This is a genomic window from Promicromonospora sp. NPDC023805, assembly GCF_040639635.1.
Lineage (GTDB): Bacteria > Actinomycetota > Actinomycetes > Actinomycetales > Cellulomonadaceae > Promicromonospora.
Genome location: NZ_JBFAAH010000010.1, coordinates 124,296 through 146,227, shown reverse-complemented (window position 1 = coordinate 146,227; position 21,932 = coordinate 124,296). Strand labels below are relative to the sequence as shown.

The following is a 21,932-nucleotide window of genomic DNA, read 5'->3' as shown; positions in this document are numbered from 1 at the left end:
GTTTCGTGGAACGTGATGGCACGCGGCGCGCTGTCGTGTGCGGGAGGGAGTCGGCGTGACGGTCACCAGCGCGGACCTCAGCCAGTGGGCAGCGCACCGTCGTGCTGTCGTCTTCACGGTCTCGCGACGTGTACCCGGTATCGATCCTGAGCTGGCGGCGAGCCGCGGGCTCGAGCTGCTGTGTGTAGAGCTCATGAGGCAGGGCGGCATCTCCGACCCCGTCGCCTTCTGGAGCGCCGCTGCCGTGGACGCGGCGCAGGAGATGGCGCACGAGGACCCCTCGCCGGACGAGCACACCTCGCGTGCGGAAGCCCTCAGCGCACCGGTCCGCCGCGCCCTGGACTTCGAGGTACTGACCACGGCGATGGAGCGGCTGCCCGCCGGTGATCAACAGCTCCTGTGGGACCACCACGTGGGGTCCCGTCCGGTCGCCGCGATAGCCGACGAGATAGGCGTGCTGCCCTACGCCGCCAAGCGCCGCCTCCGTCGTGCCGAGAACCGGCTCGCGAGCAGCTTCGCCGAGACGCACACCGGCGCGGCGGACAACGCCGAGTGCGAGTCCACCAGAGCCTCTATGCACGACTTCGTGCGGAACCGTCTCCTGCCGGGCCGTCGGCAGAAGGTCGAGGACCACATGGTCCAGTGCTCTGGCTGTACGAGGGCCTTCGTCGACGTGAGGGAGTCGTACTGGATGCTGCGCGCCGCAGCGCCCGTCCTCCTGCTCGGCGCAGCAACCGCGGCGGAGACGGGCACGGCGTTAGCGACCGCGGGAGTGACCGGTGCCGGGCTGGGCGGCGGGCTCGCCGCCGTCGGCACCCGCGTGGTCCTGATCGTCCGCAGCGCGCTGACGGATCCCGTGAGCCTGACGGCGACCGTGGTCGGCGGGCTCTTCCTCACCACTGCCGTCACGACAGGGGTGACCGGCGGCGGGGCCACGCCTGGTTTCTTCGAGACCGGGACCGTCTCCGTCTCGACGTCAGACAGTCCGAGGACGGCGGTTCGGGGCGCGACGCCGACCTCCCGGGCGGCGGACCCGACGAACCTCCCCGAGCCGACCCGTTCGGTCACGCCGGACCTGGCGGAGGGCGGCCTACCGCCAGGCCTCACGAAGAAGACCGAGCTACCGCCGGGCCTCGGGAAGCAGGACGACGTACCGCCCGGCCAGGCCGAAGACCCCGACGGCTCGAGCAGCCCCAGCACGCCGGGTACCGCCACCCCATCGAGCGGGACCGGGAACGACAAGACGCCGCCCGGCCTCGCGAAGAAGGGCGGGGTCCCGCCGGGCCAGGCCAAGAAGGACAAGGTCCCGCCCGGCCAGGCGAAGGACAAGACCCCGCCCGGCCAGACAAAAGACAAGACCCCGCCCGGCCAGACAAAAGACAAGACCCCGCCCGGCCAGGCCAAGAAGGACAAGGTCCCGCCGGGCCAGGCCAAGAAGAACGACGCGTCATCCGACGCATCAGGCTCGGCGTCCGACTACGGATCAGCCGCCGCCGACACCCGGACGAACCGGGGAGCAGCTATCCCGTACCAGCTGTGGGACGCGCACGAGCCGGGCATCGAGTGGGCCGTGGCGCGAGATCACCGGTCAGAGCCGGCCGATCACACCCGTTCCAGGAGCACGAGCACCTCGTAGTGCGAGGTCTGCGGGAACATGTCGAGCAGGCGCGCCCGCACCGGCCGGAGCGACGGCATCGCGGCGAGGTCCTTGGCGAGCGTCGTCGCGTTGCAGCTCGAGTACAGGACGTGCTCGATCCCCGAGGTCTCCAACCACTGCGCCAGGTCCGCACCGATGCCTCGCCGCGGCGGGTTGACGATCACCATCTCTGGCAGCTCGGGGGCGTCCGGCCCGATCGCGAACGCCGTCGCATCACCCGCGGCGAACGTGACGTCACGGAAGCGCGCCGCCCCCGCGCCGTCGCGCAGCTTCTCCGCCGTGCCCGACGCCGCGGCCACCGCCTCCGCGCTGATCTCGATACCCGTGACAGCGCGCCCCGGCGCGGCGCAGTGCAGCGCGAAGCCGCCCACACCGCAGTAGAGGTCCCAGAGACTGCTCGGGCCGACCTCGGAGACCCAGGCGCTGGCCTGCCGGTAGAGCTCGGTCGCGACCGCGGTGTTGGTCTGGAAGAAGCTCTGCGGGCGTAGATCGAGCGTGATGTCGTCGATGCGCATCGGGAGGGTGGTGCGCTCGGTGAGCGGGATCTCGAGGTCACCCTCCAGGACCGCGGCATGCGCCGGCTGGATGTTCGCCGAGGCCACGGCCAAGGCCGGAAGCTCCGCCTGCAGCGAGGCGAGGTGCTTGCGGATCCGCGCGATGGACTCCTGGGAGCGCAGCACGAACCGGACCATGAGCTCGCCGTCGGGCGACAGGGTCACCAACAGGTACTTGAGCTCGCCGCGCTGCTGCGCGCGCTTGCCGACGCCCGAGACCTGGTACGGCTCGAGGTTGGCACGCGTGACGAAGGCGGCAAGTGGAGCGAAGGAGGCATGCAGGGCGTCCGGGTACAGCCCGCAGTCCGTGAGGTCGACGCCGTGGCCGGCCCGGTCGAGGATGCCAAGGACGGGCTCCGCCACGGTGCCGCTCACCACCATCTTCGCCTTGTTCCGGAATGCCGACTCCGCGCTGCTGACGGGAGGCAGCCAGGTCAGTTCCGAACCTGTGGAAAAGTCTGTGGACAGGCCTGTGGACAGGTCTGTGGATGGATCTGTGGACGAGCCCGTCGAGACCGGGGCGAGGAGCGCGGCGACATGCCGCTCCTTGTCGAGCACCTGGGTGGGGTAGTCGATCTCCAGGAGGGTGCAGGAGTGGCAGCGGCCGGCGTCGTAGTGGTGGCACTGCACAGTTCCATTATCCAACCCGTACGCAAACGCCCTGATCAGCGAGGACGCCTACCGGTCAGCCCTGGTACTCGAAGTGCCACGGTTCCTCGCGGCCACCGCCCTGGCGCGCCCACTCGGGGTGGTGCCACCCGGCCTTGGGCCCGTTGGCGGCGAGCCACGCGTACTCGGGCTGGCCGAAGCGGAAGCCGTCGTCCACCGGCACGTCTGCCGCCAGCGCCAAACCGTGGTTCGAGGTTCCCGGCGCCGCCACCTGTCCGCTGCCGAACTCGTCGAGCGCCTGGAGCTGCCAGTCGTAGGGCCGGTAGCCGTACACCACACGCAGCGGCTTGCCGAACTCCGCCTTGAACCGAGCGCCGAGCTTCTTCCAGGCCTCGGCCGCGTCGCAGCGCAGGTACTGGTCCTGCCCCTCTGGTCCAACCCCGACCTTGCACAGCTTGTCGACGTCGAGCCGACCGTTCGAGCCGTCGGCGACCGTCGCGCGCGCATCCCACGCCGTCGCCTCGATCGCGACCCGTGCTGCCTCGCGCCGCTGGACGACCGCCTGGACGGAGCGCAGGTCGTTCTGGTTCGTCCCGGCCGCGAGCGCCGCCTGGCCCTCGGCGCGATGGGTGGCGAGGATCTTGCGGACGGCGGCTGGTGCGCCCGCTTCGGCGGTCCAGTTGAGGGTGTACGCGGCGTCGCGCACCGAGATCTTGAGCTGTGCGGTGACCGTCGTCAGCGTGGCCTTCGCCGTCTTCAGCTGGGCGGCAGCGTTCTTCGTGCGTTCCGCCGCCGCGGTGGCCTTGGCCTTGGCGTCCTTGCGGTCCTGCTGCCACTGCCGGTTCGACGCCTGTACGTCCCCGGTGGCCGCGACAAGAGTGGTCGCCGTGGTGCGCATGGTCATCGCCCACTCGGTCGCCTCGGCCTCCAGGGCGTCGATGTCCGCGGTCGAGTCGAGCGCTCCGGAGCCCGGCTCGGGCACGGCCGGCGGCTGCATCGCGCCAAGCTCCTTGGCTGCCGTGATGTGGCCGACCAGGTCGACGCGGACGGCGGCGTCGACCACCTTGCCGTTGGAGGCGGCGAGGACCTGTTCCGCCGTCGCGATCTGCTGGGCCAGGCCTTCCTGGGCCGTGCGCCCCTCGTCGACTGCTTGCACGACGTCGGCGCGCGCGTCGGCCAGCTGCGCCCGCTCGCGCTCGTTGCCGACGTGGACGAGCGCGAACACGATGCTGCCCACCAGTGCGACCGCCGCTGCGACCAGGAAGACCACGAGCGGTCGCATCGACCCGCCGTCCGACGGGGCACGGTCCCTGGCGGGCGTCATGCCTCGGTGCTGCGCCTCGTCCGGTGCCTCGGCGGTCGTGCCCTGCGGCGGGTTCGACGCGACGGCGGTGGGGTCGAGTGGCGGTCCGACGGGTGCGGGCGGCTCCGCGTTGAGGGGCATGGCCCGAAGTTTGGCGAATCTGCGGCCAAGACGCTAGTTACCCGCGCGCTCCGCGAGGTTCTTGAGCTTGTCGATGTAGACGGCGAGCTCTCCGGCCTTCCAGTCGGGGATGTTGGTGTTGCCGTCCCGCAGCCCCACGCCATGGTCGGTCAGCTCGCGCAGGATGTCGGCGTGGCCGGCGTGCCGGGCGGTCTCGTCGGTCATGTGTACGACGAGGCGGAACAGCGTGACCTCGCCGGACCGCCACCAGGGCACGCGCCCTACCGTGTCGAGCGGGAGCGTGTCGATGGCCTCGTTGGTGAACGCCCAGGCCCGCCGGTAGAGGTCGGTGATCGAGGCGATCGACTCGTCCGCCGTCGCGTACCAGTCCGCCTGCGGGTCCTCGTCGAACACCGCGTCGGGGACGATCTCGTCAGGGGTCGGCCACTCGCGCCCGAGGCACTGCCCGAAGTAGCCGATCTCGACGTTGGCACAGTGCTTCACGATGCCCAGGAGGTTGTTGCCGGAGGGCACCAGGGGCCAGCGGGCCTGCTTCTCGGTGAGGCCCTCCAGCTTCCACAGGAGGGCCTCACGGGAATCGTCGAGGTACTTCTTCAGGATCTGCTTCTGCTCCAGCTCACCCGAGCCGGTCGCGCTGTCAGTCGTCTGTGCCATGGGGACAGTGTGTCCCCGGGCACCGACATTCAACGAGCCCTTTGCGCCCCGGGCCGGTTCTTCGGCTTGCGGTGCAGCCACCACTCGGCAAACAGAAGATTCACGATGAACGACATCCAGGCCGACGCGATCGCGGCCCCCTCGATCTCGGGCGAGTCGAACCCGATATTTGGGTCGGTCAGCGCACCCGGGACGTAGACGGCGATGAGAAAGGTGGACCAGAACCTGTTGGTCACTATCGAGAACGCCAGCGCCGTGCTCCGGACCATCCACTCCCTGTGGTCGGCGAAGCGCCGCTGTCGTACCGCGCGGTAACCGAGCAGCGTGAACGTCAGGAGCAGGGTGCCCATGAGCGTGTTCGCCACCTGCTGCGCCACGCCGGAGCTCGGGAACTGTGCGACGACGAGCGCCGCGACGGCGGTCGGGATCGCGGAGGCGACGTAGACCCGGCCGCTCCAGCGGTGCACGCGCGGGTGGTGCGCGCGCAGCCACGGCCAGAGCTGCAGCACGGCGGCGCTCAGCATGATCGATCCCGTGAAGATATGGGTCACGAGCGCCGGGTAGAACGCGGGGCCTCGATCCGTCGGGACGAGGGACTGTGCCGGGTCCAGGCCCACGTAACGCGGCAGGGCAGTCGCGAGGAAGATCGCCGTGATGATCGCCAGCGGTGCGATCCAGGGGCGGCGCCACCAGCGGACCGGCCGGGGCGAGCGGGCCGGAGCCGGCGCGGTCGTCGTGTCGGTTGCCATGATTTACCTGCTTTCGTCAGGTCGGAAGGTCTGGACGTACGCCAGGTCAGTGCCGGGCACGGAACGCCAGGCCGGCGGCGACCGCGAAGAGCAGGCCGAGCCCCAGGCACCAGCCGACGGCGAGCATCGCGACGCCCGTAGGGTCCGCGGTCGCCGCGACGCCACCCGAGAGCAGGTTGCGCACCGTCTCGATCACCGGCGTCACCGGCTGGTGCTCCGCGAAGCCGCGCAGCCAGGACGGCAGCGTGTCGACCGGCACGAAGGCGCTCGACACGTAGGGCAGGAACATCACGAAGAACGAGAAGCCACCGGCGGCGTCGGGCGACCGGACGAGCACGCCCACGAGGGCGGCGAGCCAGGTGATCCAGCCGACGAAGAGCAGGATCATGCCCACCGCGGCGAGCCATTCCAGGACGGAGGCCTCGGGCCGGAAGCCCAGCGCCATCGACACGCCGAACACGATGGCGGTGGTGGCCAGGTTCTTCACGAGGCTCGCGACCACGTGACCCGACAGGACCGTCCAGGCGGTCATGGGCATCGACCTGAGCCGGTCCACCATGCCGCTCGACATGTCGCTCTCCACGGCCAGCGCGGTGTTCGCCGCGCCGAACCCGGCCGCCAGGAGGATCACGCCCGGCGTCACGTAGTTGATGTAGTCGGTGCCGATGTCGACGGCGCCGCCGAAGACGAGCACGAACATCAGCAGGATGATCACGGGCAGCACGACCGCGGTGATCATGGCGTCCACGTCCCGCGAGACGAGGCGCAGGCTGCGCGTCGCCATGGTGGAGACGTCGCTCACGAGGTGCGTCATGCCGCCACCCCCGCCGCTCGTGCCGGGCTCTCCTTGCCGACGTGCCCGGTCAGCGCGAGGAAGACGTCGTCGAGGCTGGGCACCCGCACCTCCCAGTGCTCCGGCGCCACTCCCGTGGCCTCGACCACGGCGAGCACGGCCCGCACGTGCCCGACCGAGCCGTCGGTGGGCACGCGTACCCGCATGCCGTCGACGGTCGCGACCCCGAGCGCGGGGGCTACCCGGCCGACGTCGGAGAGGGTGGCGAACGTCAGCTCGACGCCCGCCTCGCCGACCTGGCTCTTGAGCTGAGCGGGGGTGCCGTCGGCGACGATCCGGCCGCCGTCCACGAGCGCCACCCGCTGCGCCAGCCGGTCCGCCTCCTCCAGGTACTGGGTGGTGAGGAACACGCTGGTGCCTTCGTCGACCACGTCGCGGACGACGTCCCACAGCGCCTGCCGGGACCTCGGGTCGAGGCCCGTGGTGGGTTCGTCGAGGAACATGACGCGGGGCCGGGTCAGCAGGCCCGCCGCCAGGTCGAGCCGACGACGCATGCCGCCGGACCAGGTGCCGACCTGCCGGTGCGCCGCGTCCGACAGATCGAACGCCGTGAGCAGCTCCGCCACACGGTCCCGCACGACCCGGCGCGGAAGATGCGCGAGGCGGCCCATCATCGTGAGGTTCTCGGCCCCGGACTGCTTGTCGTCGACGGCCACCTGCTGTCCCGTGAGGCTGATGACCTCGCGGACCCGGCGCGCGTCCCGGACCACGTCGAACCCTGCGACCGTCGCGCGGCCCGCATCGGGTCGCAGCAGGGTCGCCAGGATGCGGACCGTGGTGGTCTTGCCCGCGCCGTTGGGGCCCAGCAGCGCGAGCACCTGCCCCTCCTCGAGCTCCAGGTCGAGCCCGTCCAGCACAGGCGGGCTGGCCGAGCCCCGTCTGGCGAAGGACTTGTGCAGCCCCTCGGCGGTCACGATCGCTGTCATCTTCTCTCTCCTCCTGGCGGTTCCCAGTTACTGTGTATGGCCTACGCGTTTTAGTGTGGGGCGTAAACAGTATGTGGTCAAGAGAGTTTCGGATCGGCTCCTGCCACCGATCAGGGCAGGATGGGATCCGATGAGCATCAACACCACGCCCGAACCCGCCGAGCAGCCGCCGGTACCGCCCGGACAGCCGCCCGGCCCAGGTGCGACGCGCGAGCTGCCCGCCGTCGTGCAGCGGCTGTGGGGCGCTGCGGCACCCCGCCGGCGCGGTCCCAAACCCGCGCTGTCCGCCGCGCAGATCGTGCAGGCCGCACTGGTCCTGGCCGACGCCGAGGGTCTCGCCGCCGTCTCGATGGCCCGGATCGCGGACGCCGTCGGCTATACGCCCATGGCCCTGTACCGGCATGTCTCCGGCAAGGAGGAGCTGCTGGTCCTGATGTCCGACGCCGTGGCCGCCGAGCTGCCCGACATCCCGGCCGGCATCGGCTGGCGCGCGGGGCTCGAGCGCTGGACGCGTGCCCAGATCGAGCTGGGGATCGCCCGCCCGTGGATGCTCGAGCTGCCGCTGTCCGCCGCACCGCCGGGGCCGAACCGGGTGCGCTGGATCGACCAGGCCTTCGGAGTCCTGCGCCCGATCGACCTTCCGGCCGACGCGAAGCTGGCGGTCATCGGGCTGCTCGCGCAGCACGTCCTCGGCGAGTCGCGCGTCCATATCGAGTCCCGGCGCGCGGCGGTCCAGCAGGTGCTCCGGGAGTCCGGGCTGCCCGACGGGACCCCGGAGTCCGAGCTGGACCCCGCGGCGATCGACGCGGCCAACCCGTACGCCGACTTCGAGACCGTGCTCTCCAGGTACGCCGACCCCACGATGTACCCGAACCTCTTCGAGGCGTTCGCGACCTGGCCGGACAACTCCCTGATCGCGCACTCCGAGGACGACATCGCCTTCGGCATGGCTGTGGTGCTCGACGGTGTGGAGGCTTTCCTACGGCGTTGCGGCGTTCTGCCCGACGGGCCATGAGCCCCTCCGCCCGGCGCCGCAACGGTTCTGGCACGACCACAGGCAGCGGATTTCGGACGTCGTGCACAGGTGAACGGCCGGAACGGGTGGAGCGTCAGTGGCGTGCGTCAGAGTGGTGCCGTGACAAGTGATCCCATGACGGACGACAAGGCAGCAGCACCGGCACCGGGCGCGGCCCCGCGGTGCTTCGGCGACGGCATCGCGCTCTACGAGGCCTACCACGACGAGGAGTGGGGCGTTCCCGTGCACGGCGAGTCGGCCCTGCTGGAGCGCATCGCCCTGGAGGGCTTCCAGTCGGGGCTCTCCTGGATCACCGTGCTGCGCAAGCGTCCGGCGTTCCGGGAGGTCTTCGAGGGCTTCGACCCGGAGCGGGTAGCGGCATTCGGCTCGGACGACGTCGAGCGGCTGCTCGCCGACGCCCGCATCATCCGCAACCGCATGAAGATCGAGGCCACGATCGAGAACGCCCGGGCCGTCGTCGCGCTGCACGACTCCGGCCGCACGCTCGACGAGCTGTTCTGGTCCTTCGCCCCCGAACCGGTCGACGGCCCGCGCGCGGCGACCTTCGCGGACCTGCCGGCGTGGACCCCCGGGTCGAAGGCCATGAGCAAGGCGATGAAGAAGGAGGGCTTCCGGTTCATCGGGCCCACCACCGCCTACGCGGCGATGCAGGCCTGCGGCCTGGTGGACGACCACCTCGCCACCTGTCCGGTGGTGCTCGGTCGCGCCGGCGCGACCGAGCAGGGCACGGCTACCTGAGAGTCACAGCTCGGCGCACGGCTCCACCACCGGCAGTACGGCGTCGCGGACCCACTCGGCGAGGGACGTCGCCGGCGGCCGCAGGATCACGGTGTCCACCCCGTGCCGGGCGAAGCCACGCATCTCCTCGACGAACGCCGCGGTGTCACCGGGGCCGATCGGCGCACCGCGGTGCAGCATCGTGACGCGGATGTCGGCGGGGTCCCGGCCGACGTCGTCGCAGTGCCGGTGCAGCACGTCCAGCAGGTGGCGGAGCCGCTCGGGCGTCTCGGCGAACAGGTTGCAGGCGTCCGCGTACTGCGCGACGAGCCGGAGCGTCCGCTTCTCACCGGAACCGCCGATCATGATCTCCGGACCCGACAGCGGCGCCGGCGAGCACAGCGTCTCGGCGAGCTGGTAGTGCTTGCCCTCGAAGGGTCCGTCGTTGTCCAGGTCGTACATCTGGCGCGCGATCCGGACCGTCTCCTCGAGCATCTCGAAGCGGTCCTTGAGCGGCGGGAACGGGACACCGAGAGCCGCGTGCTCCTTGTCGTACCAGGCAGCGCCGATGCCGAACGTGGCGCGGCCGCCCGAGACCACGTCGAGCGACGCGACGATCTTGGCCAGCAGGCCCGGGTAGCGGTACGTCACGCCGGTCACCAGCGCGCCGAGCCGCACCTTCTCGGTAACCCCGGCGAGGTAGCCCAGTGTCGTGTACGCCTCCAGCATCGGGTCAGACGCCGGAAAACCCTGGTGCTCCATCTGGAAGTAGTGGTCCATCACGGAGACCCACGTGACGCCACCGTCGTCCGCGTACCGGGCGGCGTCCGCCAGCTCGGTACGCATCCGGGCGGGCTCCATCGAGTCGAAACGCATGAAGTGGGTGCCGATTCGCATGCCTCGATCTTCCTACGCCGACGCGCGACGTCAAGCGCGGGAGCTGCTCAGCTCTCCGGCACGCCCGAGGATGCGGGCGACGAACCACGTGATCGAGTCGGCGGTCTTGCGCGGTGTCGCCGTCGGCTGCATGACGTGGCTCAGCGCGGACCGCACCACCAGATCGATGATCGCCGTGATCCGCTCCGGCTCCAGGTCTATCTCGTACTGGTCGACCCGGTCCTGCACCACGACCATGAGTGTGCCGAGCAGCGGCTCCGAGTGGGTGGTGAGCAACGGCAGCAGCTCGGTGTCCGCGCCGTGCGTCGCCGAGACCACCGCGCGCAGCAACGCGTTCCCCTCGGCGAGCACCAGTGTCTTCTCCACGGCCGCGTGGATCGCTGCCAGCAGGTCGTCCGGGTGGTTCTCGAAGCCCTCGACGATCGTGAAGATGAACTTCGCCGACTCGGTGAGCACCATCGCCTCGGCCAGGTCCTCCCGGCTGCCGACCGCGTTGTACACGGTCTGCCTGCTCACGCCCGCCTCGCCCGCGAGACGGCCCATCGTCACCTTCGACCAGCCGTCGGCACAGGTGAGGCGCACCGCAGCCGCGATGATGCGACTCCGGCTGGAGATCGGATCCTCGTACTCGGCGGTTACCTCGGCCATGTGGTCGATAGTAGGGAACAAGCGGCTCCCGGACCGGGACAGCGCCGCTCGACACGGCATATTTCACCCTTTCGCTCCCCGGCCGGGAAACCCCCTAGAGTGGCGAGCATGGACCTCGAAGAACGCCTTGCAGTCTTCATCGACTACGAGAACCTGGCGCTGGGCGCCAGGGAGCACCTGGGCGGGATGCAGTTCGACTTCGGCCCGATCGCCGACGCCCTCGCCGTGCGCGGCCGTGTCGTCGCGCGCCGGGCCTACGCGGACTGGTCGTACTTCGACGAGGACCGCCGCATGCTGACCCGGCACCAGGTCGAGCTGATCGAGATGACGCAGCGGATGGGCGCCTCCCGCAAGAACGCGGCCGACATCAAGATGGTGGTCGACGCCATCGAGATGGCCTTCGAGCGCGACTACATCTCGACCTTCGTGATGTGCACGGGTGACAGCGACTTCTCGCCGCTCGTCCACAAGCTGCGTGAGCTGAACAAGCGCGTCATCGGCGTCGGCGTCGAGAAGTCGACGTCGCGGCTGCTGCCTGCCGCCTGCGACGAGTTCCTCTTCTACGACCGCCTCGAAGGCGTCGAGGTGCCCGACGAGGACCAGGGCGCCCCGGCCCCGAAGCGCGGCTCCCGATCACGCCGGCCGGCCGCCGCGCCGGACCGTGCCGCGGCTGCCACCGCCCAGAAGGCCCCCACTACCTCGCGCCGTGCCAAGGCCGCCGAGGCGGTTGCCGAGGCCGTCGCCGAGGCTTCCGCACCCGACGTCACCGTCGAGCCGGAGGCGAAGCCCGCCACTCGCCGCCGCAAGAAGGCCGACCCCGCGCCCGCGCCCGTCGAGGTCGCGCCCGAGGCCGAGGTCGAGATCGACGTGAGCGAGCACGAGGAGGAGGTCCCGGCATCGAGCGACGCGCCCATGGAGGTACGTGTGGCGCAGACCCTCGCCGACCTGCAGTCCTCGACGAGCGGCGCCGTGACGGCGTCCGCCCTGAAGCGCACGCTGCTCCGCAAGGACCCGACGTTCAGCGAGTCGGACTACGGGTTCCGTACGTTCGGCGAGTTCCTGCGGTTCCTCGCCGACCGCGGGTTCGTCGAGCTCGCGACCGGCCCCTCGACGGGCGACCCCGAGGTCTCGCTGCCCGAGCAGGGCGACACCGACGCGGCCTTCGTGCTGCTGCGTGACGTGGTTCGGGAGTCGAGCGGCTCGGCCGCGCTGTCCGGGCTGAAGAACGCCGTGCGCAAGAAGCGTCCCGACTTCTCGGAGAAGGCGCTCGGTTTCCGCGGGTTCCTGCAGTTCGCGAAGGCCGCGGAGGCCGCAGGCGCCGTGTCCCTGGCCTGGGACGACGACGCGGACGACTACCTGCTGAGCACGCCAGGCACCGCGGCGAGCTGACGCGTCAGCTCGCCCCCGTCCCGCCCGTAGACGGTAGGCACCGGACGCACCTCGAGACCGGCGTCCGGGGTGCCGCCGTCCGGGATGTTCCCGGCGAGGACCTGCTGCCCTCCGGTGAGCTGCCGGATCGCCACCGCCCGCACGCGGTCGGGACGGCGGTCCACGGCCTTCGCGTAGATCTGCGGGTCATGCTGACCGTCGTCGCCGATGAGCAGCCAGCGCACGTGCGGGAACCACGACATCAGGTGCTCGAGGCTCGCTTCCTTGTGGGCCGGCCCGCTGCGGAACCATCCGGTGAGGGTCGGTCCCCAGTCGGTCAGGAGCAGCGGTCCGCGCGGGTAGGAGTGCCGCGAGAGGAAGGCGCGCAGCGTGTTCGCGGTGTTCCACGCGCCGGTCGACAGGTAGAAGAAGCCGGCGTCCGGGTGCTCCTGCTGCAGGGTCCGGTACAGCTCGGGCATGCCGGGTACGGCTCGCCGCCCGCTGGAGTGGCGCACGAACGTGTTCCACGCCGCGAGCAGCGGCCGCGGCACCGCCGTCACCATGGTCGTGTCGTCCATGTCGCTGATGACGCCGAACTCGGTCCGCTCGTCGAGCACCCTGATCAACGCCTCGGCCTCCCACGGGTCGGCCTCGTCGAGCACCGTCAGGATCGCGGAGTGCCACCCGGCCGACAGCGGGGCGTCGGTGGGCAGCTCGACGTCGATGTACCCGGCGCGGTCGCTCGTCACTACCGAGGTGTGGTCACCGACCTGGAGCCGCACGCGGCGGTGCGGCACCGGCACGGTGAGGAAGTGGCGGAATCCGCGCCGCCCGGCGCGGAGCGCCTCAAGGTCCGGGGCCGCGGGGCGCGGCCGGGAGAGCAGCACGCGTGCGAGCACGCGCACCTGGTCCGGCGTGCCGTAGCCGCTGTAGGTCTCGAGGCGCGGGTGCCAGCCGGCGCGGCGGAGCACCCACCCCGCCGCGGCGTAGAAGCGGTCTTCCACCACCGCGGCGAGGTGTGGGCGCTGTGAGGGGTGCGGAGTAGGAGTGGCCACACCCGATTGTCGCCTGTTACTGCCCACCCATGCCCGTGGTCGCTACACCCTGCACTATGCGGCGCTGGAAGAGCATGAACACGATGAGCAGCGGCAACGCCGCGATCATCGCGGAGGCCATGTTCTGCGCGTACTGCACGCCGTAGGCGTCCTTCACCGTGGACAGGCCGACGGGCAGGGTCATGAACTGCGGGTCGGTGGTGATGATGAACGGCCACAGGAAGTTGTTCCACGCGCCGATGAACACGAAGATCGCCACCGCCACGAGGATCGACCGCGAGAGCGGCAGCACGATGGTCCAGAACAGCCGCCACGACCCAGCGCCGTCGATCCGGGCGGCGTCGAGCAGCTCCTGCGGGATCGCGTCGAAGAACCGCTTGAGGATGAACACCATCACGGGCGCCACCACCTGCGGCAGCACGATGCCGGCGACCGTGTCCACGAGTCCAAGGACCTGCATCTCCCGGAACAGCGGCACGATGAGGATCTGCCCGGGCATCATGATCGCCGCGAGGGTGAGCCACTGCATGAGCGCCCGGCCCTTGAACACGGTCTGCGAGAACGCGAACGCCGCCATCGCGGAGATGAGCACGGTGAGCGCCGTGACCAGCAGGGCGACCAGCAGGCTGTTCCACATCCACAGCAGCAGGTCGCTGTTGCCGAGCACCTTCTCGTAGGCGTCGAGCGTCCAGCCCATGGTGGGCAGCAACGACGCGGGGAGCGCTGCCTCCGCCTCGTGCTTGAAGCTGGTGACGGCGCCCCAGACGACGGGCACGAGCCAGGCCCCGGCGAGCACGACGAGCGCCGCGAGCGCCCCGGCCCGCGCCCAGGGCGACGGGCCGATGGTCAGCCTGGTGAGGGTCCGGTTCTCGGCCCGCTCCTGCAGTGCCTTCGTCCGGCGGATCTCGGCGATGTCGGCGACGGCCATGTCAGGCCTCCTTCCGGGCCGGCAGCAGCCGCACCAGCGTGAACACAAGGATGAGGGCGAAGAACACGTAGGAGATCGCTGAGGCGTAGCCGAGCCGGTAGTTGGTGAAGCCGGTGTCGTAGATGTACTCCAGGATCGGCCGCGTGCTGCCGTTGGGCCCGCCCGCGGTGAGCATGTAGATCTGGTCGAACACCTTGAGCGAGGCGAGCAGCTGCAGCACGACGATGACGCCGGTGATCGTGCGGAGCTGGGGCAGCGTGATGGAGAACAGCCGCCGCCAGCCGCCCGCGCCGTCGATCGTCGCGGCCTCGTACTGCTGGGCCGGGATGCCCTGCAGCGCCGCCAGGTAGAGCAGGAAGTTGAAGCCGACGGTCCACCACACGGTGACTCCGGCGATGGAGAACATGGCTACGTTCTCGTCGGTGAGCCAGCCGAGGGGATCCAGGCCCAGGCCCGTGATCCAGGTGTCGAGCAGGCCGATGTCGGGCTGGAACATCCAGTTGCTCAGGTGCCAGACGACGGCACTGGTCAGCAGGTACGGCGCGAAGAACGACATGCGCCACACCCACTGGCCGGGCAGGCCGGTGTGCACGAGCAGCGCCATGACGAGGGCCACGAGCACCAGGGGCACGGTGCTGAGAATCGTGAACCACACCGTGTGCCACAGCGTCTGCCAGACCTGGGGGTCGCTGAACGCCTCCAGATAGTTGGCGAAGCCGATGAACTCGCTGCCGGCCCCGGTGAGGCTCTGGTTCGTGAAGCTCATCCACAGGCCGTAGAGCGTCGGCACCACGAGGAAGAGGCCGGTGGCGACGGCGAACGGCGCGACGAACAGGTACCCGGACCTGTCGCGCTCGCGCATGGACTTGCGGGACGTCGCGGCTCGCGCGCCGGGGCGTTCCGCTGGGGTCCCTCGGTCAGGCAGAGCCGGCCCAGCGGGCGCGGTGACGCCGGTATTCGAGACAGTCATCGTCGTCCTCTCGTTCAGGCGGGGCTGGGCAGGGCGAGGAAACGGTCCATCTCGCTCAGCATCCGGGTCACGGCGGTACGGGCGGGGGCCTTGCCGGCCAGGGTGTCCGTCATCGCGTCGGCCATGCGGGTCTGGAAGTCGCTGCCGCCGCCGGTGAACCAGGCGTCAGGATCGAAGACGGCGATCTCGGCCGCCGGTGCGTAGTCGCGCTGCGGCGTGAGCTCCTGGTACGCGGGCTCCTCGACGATGGGCTGGTAGGCGGGGATGTGCCCGGCCGAGGCCCAGGTCAGACCCTCCTTGAGGAGGCCGGCGAGGACACGGTAGGTCGCCTCGCGCCCGGCGGGGTCGGGCTGTCCCTGACGGGGCAGCACGAACGCGTGGGAGTCGGCGTAGTTGGCCGGCGTGTCGAAGATCGCCGGGAACTGCGTGGCCCCGACGTCGGGCAGCGCGTCGCGGAACATCGGCAGGTCCCACTCGCCGGCGAACATCATGCCCGTGCGCTGCGCCATGAAGCGGGCGGCGGCAGCGTTGCCGTCCTGGTTCTTCGCGGCGACCGTGCCGTCGACCATCTCCTGCAGGAACTCGAAGACCTCCGCGGCGGCCTCCTCGTCGAGCGCCGCGGGACGGCCCGGGGTGAGCTCGTAGTCGCCACCGTTCTGCGAGTAGAGGCCCCAGAACATGCGCCAGCAGCCGGCGGGGTCGCGCTGGTAGCCCCAGCCGACGCCGGTCTCGCCCGTGACCTCGGCCATCGCGCGGCCTGCCGCGAGGAAGGCGTCCGCGCCGGTGACGGCGTCCAGGTCGAGCTTGCCGTCCGCTCGCGCGAGACCCGCGTCCTTGACGATCGTCGGGTTGTGGAACGTGATGTACGGGTGCGTGTCCAGCGGCAGCGCGTAGAGCCGGCCGTCGTACTGGGCCTTCTGCCAGACGGCGGGGGCGAAGTGCTCCTCACGCACCCCGAGCTGCGCGAGCGCGTCCAGGTCGAACGGCTCCAGCAGCCCGCCCGGCGCGTACCCGGCCAGCCGGGACATGTGCATGACGGCGGCCTCCGGCGGCCGCCCGCCCGACGACGCCATCGCCAGCTTGGTGTAGTACGGCGGCCCCCAGGCCAGCGTCGTCGACTCGACGGCGATGTCCGGGTTGGCCGACGCGACCGCACCCACCATCTCCTGCATGAGCGCGCCGTCACCGCCCGAGAACAGGTCCCAGATCATGACCGGCGTCCTGCCCGCACCGACAGCGCCTGGTGCGGCGCAGCCTGCGAGAGCGCCACCCAGCGCCACTCCGCCGGCGCCGACCAGTGCCGCGCGAAGCACGTCACGGCGGCTCAGGCCCCCGGAACTCTCCGCACGACTGCGGGTTCTCGAAGCGATCACAGGGCCTACCTGCCCTGGGACGCCACGTCCTCGTAGCTCGGTCATCGTCGACCTCCAATGGTGCAACGTTGCGATCCAACGTTGGATCACGATGGACTAGGCCGAGCGTCCCGTCAAGGGGCAACGGGTCGGCAACGGGTGTGGAAGGAAGTGATGGGTTGTCGGAGCAAGTGGGACGCCGCGTCGGTATCAAGGAGGTCGCAGCTGCTGCGGGCGTCTCCTGGAAAACTGTCTCCAACGTTGTGAACGACACGGGACGCGTCGGTGACGCTACCCGGGCGCGGGTGGAGGCCGTGATCGCCGAGCTGGGCTACCGACCCAACCTCGCCGGACGCCAGCTGCGGCGGGGCCGCACCAACACGCTCGCGCTCGCCGTGCCGTGGGTGCACGCGCCGTACTTCTCGGTGCTTGCCCACGAGGTGATCGAGGTCGGCAGCTCCCGCGGGTACCGCGTGCTCATCGAGGAGACGAGGTCCTCGCGCGACACCGAGCTCGAGGTGGCACGCGGCTTCGACGTCCAGGCGATCGACGGCATCATCTTCTCGCCGCTGGAGCTGCCCCCCGCCGAGATCGATGAGGTGCGCGGCCCCGTACCGCTCGTGCTCCTGGGTGAGCGGGCCGACCCGGACCCCACCCGCGTACGCCGGACGGACCACGTCAGCATCGACAACGTCGACGCGGCGGCGCAGGTCACTGCACATCTGCTGGATTCGGGACGGCGCAGGCTCGGGTTCCTCGGGGCCGAGCCGCCCGGCGCCGGCCGCACCGGCGCGCAGCGCGTCCAGGGTTTCCTCGACGCCCACGCCACCGCAGGCATCGACGTCGACGAGCGCTGGGTGCTCCAGGTCCCTCAGTTCTCGCGGCCGGCGGGTGCGGAGGCCATCGAGCAGGTGCTACCCCGGATCGGCCAGATCGACGGGCTGGTGTGCGCCAACGACGAGCTGGCCCTGGGCGCGCTCTACGCGTTGCGCCGCAACGGCGTGCGGGTGCCTGCCGACCTCGCCGTCACGGGCTGGGACAACACCGAGGACGGCCGGTACTCGAACCCGTCGCTGACGACCGTGGCGCCGGACCTGCGCGCGATCGCGGAGACCGCGGTGGACCGGATCCTCGCGCAGCTCGAGAACGCCGCCGTCGAGCCGGTCGACGCGCTGGTGCCGCACCGTCTGCTGGTCCGGGAGAGCAGTCGCGGCTGAGCCCTGAGCGGCTCCCGCACGGCCCGGGCTCGGGGCCGTGCGGGGTCCAGCAAGGGCCCTTCGGTTGATACAACGTTGCATTCCGCTCGGATGCGGTGTTGAATCACCGCGCACCTGTCGTAGACGCAACGGAGCAGCTGATGACCTTCCTCGACCGCTTCTCGCCCACCGGCGAACCAACGGCCACCGCCGTGCCGCGCCCCGAGTATCCCCGCCCGCAGATGGCCCGCGACCGCTGGCTCAACCTCAACGGCACCTGGCAGTTCGAGGCTGACCCTGGCGACTCCGGGCTGGAGCGCGGCCTCGTCGAGCGCTCGCTCCAGGGCGAGATAGTCGTGCCGTTCGCGCCCGAGTCGCAGCTCTCCGGCATCGAGGACACCGACTTCCTCGAGGCGGTCTGGTACCGCCGCGAGGTGACGGTCCCCGCGGAGTGGGCCGCCGTGGGCGACGACCCGCACGTCCTGCTGCACTTCGGCGCCGTCGACCACGACACCACCGTGTGGGTCGAGGGCACCGAGGTGGTGCGGCACCGCGGCGGGTTCACCCCGTTCACGGCCGACCTCCACGGGATCGCGGAACCCGGGGACACGGTCACCGTCGTCGTGCGGGCCCGCGACACGCGGCACGGGCCGCAGGCCCGCGGCAAGCAGAGCAACCGCTACGCGAACTTCGAGTGCAACTACACCCGCACCACGGGCATCTGGCAGACCGTGTGGCTGGAGCCGGTGCCGGCCGCGCACCTGCGCCGTCCGCGCATCACGCCCGACCTGGCCAGCACGGCGTTCGACGTAGTGGTGCCGCTGTCCGCGAACCGGCGCGGCCACACCGTCGCCGTCACTCTGACCGACGCCGACGGCGAGGTGGCGACCGCCACCGCGCGCGCCGACCTCGACCTGGCGCCCGCGCTGCGCGTCGTCGTCCCCGCGGACCGCGTGCGCACCTGGGGGCCGGGCGACCCCCACCTGTACGGGATCGACATCGAGCTGCGCGACGCCGACGGCGCCGTCGTCGACTCCGTGCGCTCCTACGGCGGCCTGCGCTCCGTGTCCATCGACGGACAGGCCGTGCGGATCAACGGCGAGGCGGTGTTCCAGCGGCTCGTGCTCGACCAGGGCTACTGGCCCGAGTCGCTCATGACCGCGCCGTCGGACGCCGCGCTCGCCCGCGACATCGAGCTGGGCCTCGCTGCCGGGTTCAACGGCGCGCGGCTGCACCAGAAGGTCTTCGAGGAGCGGTACCTGTTCCACGCCGACCGGCTCGGCTACCTCGTGTGGGGCGAGTTCGGCGACTGGGGCGTCAGCGGCTACGGCACGCCCGCGGACGGCCAGCGGCCGACGACGTCGTTCGTCGCCGAGTGGATGGAGGCGCTGCAGCGCGACCACTCCCACCCGTCGATCATCGGCTGGTGCCCGCTCAACGAGACGCACCAGGACCTGCACGACCGCATGACGCAGCTGGACGACGTCACCCGGGCCATGTGGCTCGCCACCAAGGTCGCCGACCCGTCCCGGCCGGTGCTGGACGCCAGCGGCTACTCGCACCGCGTCCTCGAGACCGACATCTGGGACTCCCACCTCTACGAGCAGGAGCCGGAGAAGTTCGCGGAGCTCGTGGGCGGCCTCGCGGACGGGCAGCCCTACGAGAACACACGTGACAACGGCACCAAGATGTCGGTGCCGTACCGGGGCCAGCCGTACTTCGTCAGCGAGTACGGCGGCATCTGGTGGAACCCGGACGTGGCCGCCACCGCATCGGGCAGCTCGCCCGACTCGTGGGGCTACGGCCAGCGCGTGGCAGACGAGGAGGAGTTCCACGCCCGGTTCCGCGGGCTCACGGAGGCGCTGCTCGGCGACCCGCGCATGTTCGCCTACTGCTACACGCAGCTCACCGACGTGTTCCAGGAGGAGAACGGGATCTACCGGTTCGACCGCAGCGAGAAGCTCGACGTCGCCCGCGTGCGGGAGATCCAGGTCCAGGTGGCTGCCGTGGAGACGGCGGAGAACGCCGAGGCAGCAGTCAGCTAGACGTGCTGGCCGGAGACGGTGTTCTTGTAGGTATCTTTAGTCTTTTTCACCACATATCACCCAGTCCACAGGTCCGCTTGAGGGGTGCACAATAGGCCGGTGACGTACCGGTTCCTCAAGCTCATCCTCTCGCTCCTCGTGCTAGTGCTTCTGCGCCCGCGCGTCACTGGCCTGCAGAACATCCCGAAGCGCGGCGCCGTGATCCTGGCGAGCAACCACCTGTCGTTCATCGACTCGCTGCTCATCCCGATCATGGCGCCGCGCCACGTCGCGTTCCTGGCCAAGGCCGAGTACTGGACCGGCAAGGGGATCAAGGGGCGCTTCTCCCGCTGGTTCTTCACCAAGATGGGCGACATCCCGGTGCAGCGGGACGACCCGCGTGCCGGTCAGCGCTCCCTGGAGGACGCGCTCGCCGTGCTCCAGCGCGGCGGCGCGTTCGGCATCTACCCCGAGGGCACACGCTCTCGGGACGGCAAGCTGCACAAGGGGCACACCGGCGTCGCCTGGCTGGCCCTGACCGGCAAGGCGCCCGTCGTGCCAGTGGCCCTGCTCGGGACGGACAAGGTGAAGCCCATCGGCAAGATGCCGCGGTTCGCCAGGGTCGAGCTGCACTTCGGTGTGCCCATCGACCCGTCCCGCCAGATCGCGGCAGGCACCAAGCCCGCCCAGGCCCGCCGCGAGCTGACGGAGCAGGTCATGCAGTCCATCCAGGCGATGAGCGGCCAGGAACGCGCGGACGACTGACGTCCCACGAGTTGTCAGACACACAGGTCACCGGAGTGACCTGGGTGTCTGACACGTCAGAGGCGGGTGATGCGGATGGCGTCCGCGACGACGTACGCCGTGCCCTGGGTCCAGCGGCTGACCGCCACGACCGTGCGGGTGCCCGCCGTCATGGCATAGGTGCCGAGCGAGAGCCAGACGCCGCCGCCCGTGGACTGGTCCACCCGGATCGTCGAGGAGCCGGTCCCCGTGTAGACGATGAACGGTGTAGTCGTGTTGTACCCCTCGATGCCCGGGAACCACGCCTCCACCCGGTACGAACCGTTGGACGGGATCGTCGCCGAGAACGTCGCCAGGTCGCTCACCTCGGCAGGCGTCGCGTAGCGGTAGCTCTCGCCGTAGCGCTCGGCCGAGAAGGACGACGTCAGCCACCACCCGCCTGCTGCGAATCCCGACGACGTGTTGTCGACGATGACCGACCAGCTGGAGCCGGCCAGGGCCGCCGCCACCTCCGACCGCAGCTGCGGCAGCATCGAGTACAGGACGTCGCCGGGGCACGCCGTCGCCGTGTAGTCCCGGTGCCCGTAGATCTGCGTGGGCGCGATCCCGTACTGGTCGCAGATGTAGGCGCACAGCTCCACCAGGCGGCTCCAGAGCTGCGCCGGCGGCGTGGCGCTCGTGTACGTGCCCTGGTTCTCGATGCCGATGGCCTGGCTGTTCTGCCCCGGGGCGTGTGCGCCCACCACGGTTCCGCTGCCGCTCTGGAGCCGGGCCAGCGATCCGTGCCGGCCCTCCATCACGTACCCGCCGCGGCTCAGCGTGAGGTGCTGGCCGGTGTCGACCCAGCCGTTGTCGAAGTGCCACTGCTGGATGTCGCGGGCGATCTGGTATCCGGCGGCCTGCGAGTAGTCGGTGACGTTCGCCGACGCCGTGTGGTGGATCAGGATCTTGTTCGGGTTGGTCGAGACCGTCTCGATGGTGCCCCGGGCGGCAGCCGCACCCCAGGTGTCGCAGCCGGCGATGGTCGGCGCGGCGATTTCCACCCCGGCCAGCGCCCCACGGGGCGCGTCCGCCGGAGCCTCGGGATCAGGCGCGAGGGACGGCGGTACGTCCCCGCTCTGGGCTCGGCCGACGCCCGCCGGCATCGCACCAGCGGGGGCGGCACTGGCAGGGGCGGCGATCGTCGCGCCCGCGGCACCGATGCCGAGGACGACGGCGCTGCGCAACAGGTCGCGCCGGCCGAGCGAGGTCTGATCGGCAGAGCCGTGGTCGTGCGAGTGATCGTGTGTGTGCACGGGTGTCCTCCACGAGCTGGTCGCGCTGGGATCTATCCAGGTCATGTGGAGTATCCGGCCCGGTGGCCACCCCTAGGTACATCACACCTGGGGTATGCCCGCGATGCGATGGTCTGCCGTCGCCGCCTCTGAAAAACCTCACCCGCTCTCCTTCTCATCGGTTTGCCCCCGCCGCCCGTACCTAGCGATGACGGACGCCGAACCCGGCACCGAACGACCAGCACGCAGGGGCGTGCGACACCAAGGGGAAGAAGAA

20 protein-coding genes are annotated in these 21,932 nt (G+C 70.6%); 7 read left to right on the top strand and 13 right to left on the bottom strand.

The window, feature by feature from the left end:
- Window positions 1-55: 55 nt before the first annotated feature.
- Window positions 56-1,636, top strand: a complete 1,581-nt coding sequence (locus AB0F70_RS12510) for a hypothetical protein (protein WP_357448296.1) — start codon at window positions 56-58, stop codon at window positions 1,634-1,636.
- Here the strand turns inward: AB0F70_RS12510 and rlmC are convergent.
- From rlmC to AB0F70_RS12480, 6 genes are read right to left on the bottom strand one after another with little or no spacing between them, the layout of a single operon-like run.
- The gene (gene rlmC / locus AB0F70_RS12505) at window positions 1,603-2,841 is read right to left on the bottom strand and encodes a 23S rRNA (uracil(747)-C(5))-methyltransferase RlmC (protein ID WP_357448294.1); all 1,239 of its coding nucleotides are present in this window, start codon (window positions 2,839-2,841) and stop codon (window positions 1,603-1,605) included. The genes AB0F70_RS12510 and rlmC overlap by 34 nt on opposite strands.
- 55 nt (window positions 2,842-2,896) lie before the next feature.
- A complete protein-coding gene (locus tag AB0F70_RS12500; protein WP_357448292.1) occupies window positions 2,897-4,264 on the bottom strand; it encodes a M15 family metallopeptidase in 1,368 nt (455 codons plus the stop codon).
- Window positions 4,265-4,297: 33 nt separating this feature from the next.
- A complete protein-coding gene (locus tag AB0F70_RS12495) occupies window positions 4,298-4,918 on the bottom strand; it encodes a DinB family protein (protein WP_357448290.1) in 621 nt (206 codons plus the stop codon).
- A gap of 29 nt (window positions 4,919-4,947) precedes the next feature.
- Complete coding sequence (locus AB0F70_RS12490; protein WP_357448288.1) at window positions 4,948-5,667, bottom strand: DUF2306 domain-containing protein; 720 nt, start codon at window positions 5,665-5,667, stop codon at window positions 4,948-4,950.
- A 46-nt stretch (window positions 5,668-5,713) separates the two neighbouring features.
- The gene (locus tag AB0F70_RS12485; protein WP_357448286.1) at window positions 5,714-6,481 is read right to left on the bottom strand and encodes an ABC transporter permease; all 768 of its coding nucleotides are present in this window, start codon (window positions 6,479-6,481) and stop codon (window positions 5,714-5,716) included.
- Window positions 6,478-7,446, bottom strand: a complete 969-nt coding sequence (locus AB0F70_RS12480; protein ID WP_357448284.1) for an ATP-binding cassette domain-containing protein — start codon at window positions 7,444-7,446, stop codon at window positions 6,478-6,480. The genes AB0F70_RS12485 and AB0F70_RS12480 overlap by 4 nt, the downstream gene beginning before the upstream one ends.
- 130 nt (window positions 7,447-7,576) lie before the next feature.
- Between AB0F70_RS12480 and AB0F70_RS12475 the strand changes: the two genes are divergently transcribed.
- Window positions 7,577-8,461, top strand: a complete 885-nt coding sequence (locus AB0F70_RS12475; protein ID WP_357448282.1) for a TetR/AcrR family transcriptional regulator — start codon at window positions 7,577-7,579, stop codon at window positions 8,459-8,461.
- Between the two features lie 135 nt (window positions 8,462-8,596).
- A complete protein-coding gene (locus tag AB0F70_RS12470; protein WP_357448365.1) occupies window positions 8,597-9,220 on the top strand; it encodes a DNA-3-methyladenine glycosylase I in 624 nt (207 codons plus the stop codon).
- 3 nt (window positions 9,221-9,223) lie between these two features.
- Here AB0F70_RS12470 and AB0F70_RS12465 read toward each other — a convergent pair whose 3' ends face one another.
- Both AB0F70_RS12465 and AB0F70_RS12460 read right to left on the bottom strand, forming a co-directional pair.
- On the bottom strand, window positions 9,224-10,096 hold the full coding sequence (locus AB0F70_RS12465) for an LLM class F420-dependent oxidoreductase (protein ID WP_357448280.1): 873 nt from the start codon (window positions 10,094-10,096) through the stop codon (window positions 9,224-9,226).
- 30 nt (window positions 10,097-10,126) lie between these two features.
- On the bottom strand, window positions 10,127-10,744 hold the full coding sequence (locus AB0F70_RS12460; RefSeq protein WP_357448278.1) for a TetR family transcriptional regulator: 618 nt from the start codon (window positions 10,742-10,744) through the stop codon (window positions 10,127-10,129).
- Between the two features lie 108 nt (window positions 10,745-10,852).
- Here AB0F70_RS12460 and AB0F70_RS12455 point away from each other — a divergent pair, with 108 nt between their 5' ends.
- Window positions 10,853-12,133, top strand: coding sequence for an NYN domain-containing protein (locus AB0F70_RS12455; RefSeq protein ID WP_357448276.1), 1,281 nt, complete (start codon window positions 10,853-10,855; stop codon window positions 12,131-12,133).
- Here AB0F70_RS12455 and AB0F70_RS12450 read toward each other — a convergent pair.
- The 4 genes from AB0F70_RS12450 to AB0F70_RS12435 form a co-directional block, all read right to left on the bottom strand.
- Entirely contained in the window at window positions 12,097-13,119 is a 1,023-nt protein-coding gene (locus tag AB0F70_RS12450; protein WP_357448274.1) for a phosphatase domain-containing protein, read from the bottom strand. The genes AB0F70_RS12455 and AB0F70_RS12450 overlap by 37 nt on opposite strands.
- Window positions 13,120-13,183: 64 nt before the next feature.
- Window positions 13,184-14,095, bottom strand: coding sequence for a carbohydrate ABC transporter permease (locus AB0F70_RS12445; protein WP_357448272.1), 912 nt, complete (start codon window positions 14,093-14,095; stop codon window positions 13,184-13,186).
- 1 nt (window position 14,096) lies between these two features.
- Window positions 14,097-15,065, bottom strand: a complete 969-nt coding sequence (locus AB0F70_RS12440; RefSeq protein WP_357448270.1) for a sugar ABC transporter permease — start codon at window positions 15,063-15,065, stop codon at window positions 14,097-14,099.
- Window positions 15,066-15,079: 14 nt separating this feature from the next.
- Window positions 15,080-16,276, bottom strand: coding sequence for an extracellular solute-binding protein (locus AB0F70_RS12435; protein ID WP_357448268.1), 1,197 nt, complete (start codon window positions 16,274-16,276; stop codon window positions 15,080-15,082).
- A 320-nt stretch (window positions 16,277-16,596) separates the two neighbouring features.
- Here AB0F70_RS12435 and AB0F70_RS12430 point away from each other — a divergent pair, with 320 nt between their 5' ends.
- From AB0F70_RS12430 to AB0F70_RS12420, 3 genes are all read left to right on the top strand, one after another.
- On the top strand, window positions 16,597-17,634 hold the full coding sequence (locus AB0F70_RS12430) for a LacI family DNA-binding transcriptional regulator (protein WP_357448266.1): 1,038 nt from the start codon (window positions 16,597-16,599) through the stop codon (window positions 17,632-17,634).
- 140 nt (window positions 17,635-17,774) lie between these two features.
- On the top strand, window positions 17,775-19,658 hold the full coding sequence (locus tag AB0F70_RS12425) for a sugar-binding domain-containing protein (RefSeq protein WP_357448264.1): 1,884 nt from the start codon (window positions 17,775-17,777) through the stop codon (window positions 19,656-19,658).
- Between the two features lie 99 nt (window positions 19,659-19,757).
- Window positions 19,758-20,402 carry a lysophospholipid acyltransferase family protein gene (locus AB0F70_RS12420; protein ID WP_357448262.1) on the top strand — a complete coding sequence of 215 codons (645 nt, stop codon included), beginning with the start codon at window positions 19,758-19,760 and terminating at the stop codon, window positions 20,400-20,402.
- Between the two features lie 56 nt (window positions 20,403-20,458).
- Here the strand turns inward: AB0F70_RS12420 and AB0F70_RS12415 are convergent, their stop codons facing one another.
- Window positions 20,459-21,676, bottom strand: a complete 1,218-nt coding sequence (locus AB0F70_RS12415) for an N-acetylmuramoyl-L-alanine amidase (protein WP_357448260.1) — start codon at window positions 21,674-21,676, stop codon at window positions 20,459-20,461.
- Window positions 21,677-21,932: the final 256 nt, after the last annotated feature.

Bases quoted from the DNA above. Each gene is read 5' to 3' on its own strand.
- AB0F70_RS12470 (WP_357448365.1), top strand. From the start codon at position 8,597: ATGACGGACGACAAGGCAGCAGCACCGGCACCGGGCGCGGCCCCGCGG.
- AB0F70_RS12435 (WP_357448268.1), bottom strand. From the start codon at position 16,276: ATGATCTGGGACCTGTTCTCGGGCGGTGACGGCGCGCTCATGCAGGAG.
- AB0F70_RS12495 (WP_357448290.1), bottom strand. From the start codon at position 4,918: ATGGCACAGACGACTGACAGCGCGACCGGCTCGGGTGAGCTGGAGCAG.
- AB0F70_RS12445 (WP_357448272.1), bottom strand. From the start codon at position 14,095: ATGGCCGTCGCCGACATCGCCGAGATCCGCCGGACGAAGGCACTGCAG.
- AB0F70_RS12475 (WP_357448282.1), top strand. From the start codon at position 7,577: ATGAGCATCAACACCACGCCCGAACCCGCCGAGCAGCCGCCGGTACCG.
- AB0F70_RS12440 (WP_357448270.1), bottom strand. From the start codon at position 15,065: ATGACTGTCTCGAATACCGGCGTCACCGCGCCCGCTGGGCCGGCTCTG.
- AB0F70_RS12490 (WP_357448288.1), bottom strand. From the start codon at position 5,667: ATGGCAACCGACACGACGACCGCGCCGGCTCCGGCCCGCTCGCCCCGG.
- AB0F70_RS12460 (WP_357448278.1), bottom strand. From the start codon at position 10,744: ATGGCCGAGGTAACCGCCGAGTACGAGGATCCGATCTCCAGCCGGAGT.
- AB0F70_RS12465 (WP_357448280.1), bottom strand. From the start codon at position 10,096: ATGCGAATCGGCACCCACTTCATGCGTTTCGACTCGATGGAGCCCGCC.
- AB0F70_RS12425 (WP_357448264.1), top strand. From the start codon at position 17,775: ATGACCTTCCTCGACCGCTTCTCGCCCACCGGCGAACCAACGGCCACC.
- AB0F70_RS12500 (WP_357448292.1), bottom strand. From the start codon at position 4,264: ATGCCCCTCAACGCGGAGCCGCCCGCACCCGTCGGACCGCCACTCGAC.
- AB0F70_RS12485 (WP_357448286.1), bottom strand. From the start codon at position 6,481: ATGACGCACCTCGTGAGCGACGTCTCCACCATGGCGACGCGCAGCCTG.
- AB0F70_RS12455 (WP_357448276.1), top strand. From the start codon at position 10,853: ATGGACCTCGAAGAACGCCTTGCAGTCTTCATCGACTACGAGAACCTG.
- AB0F70_RS12480 (WP_357448284.1), bottom strand. From the start codon at position 7,446: ATGACAGCGATCGTGACCGCCGAGGGGCTGCACAAGTCCTTCGCCAGA.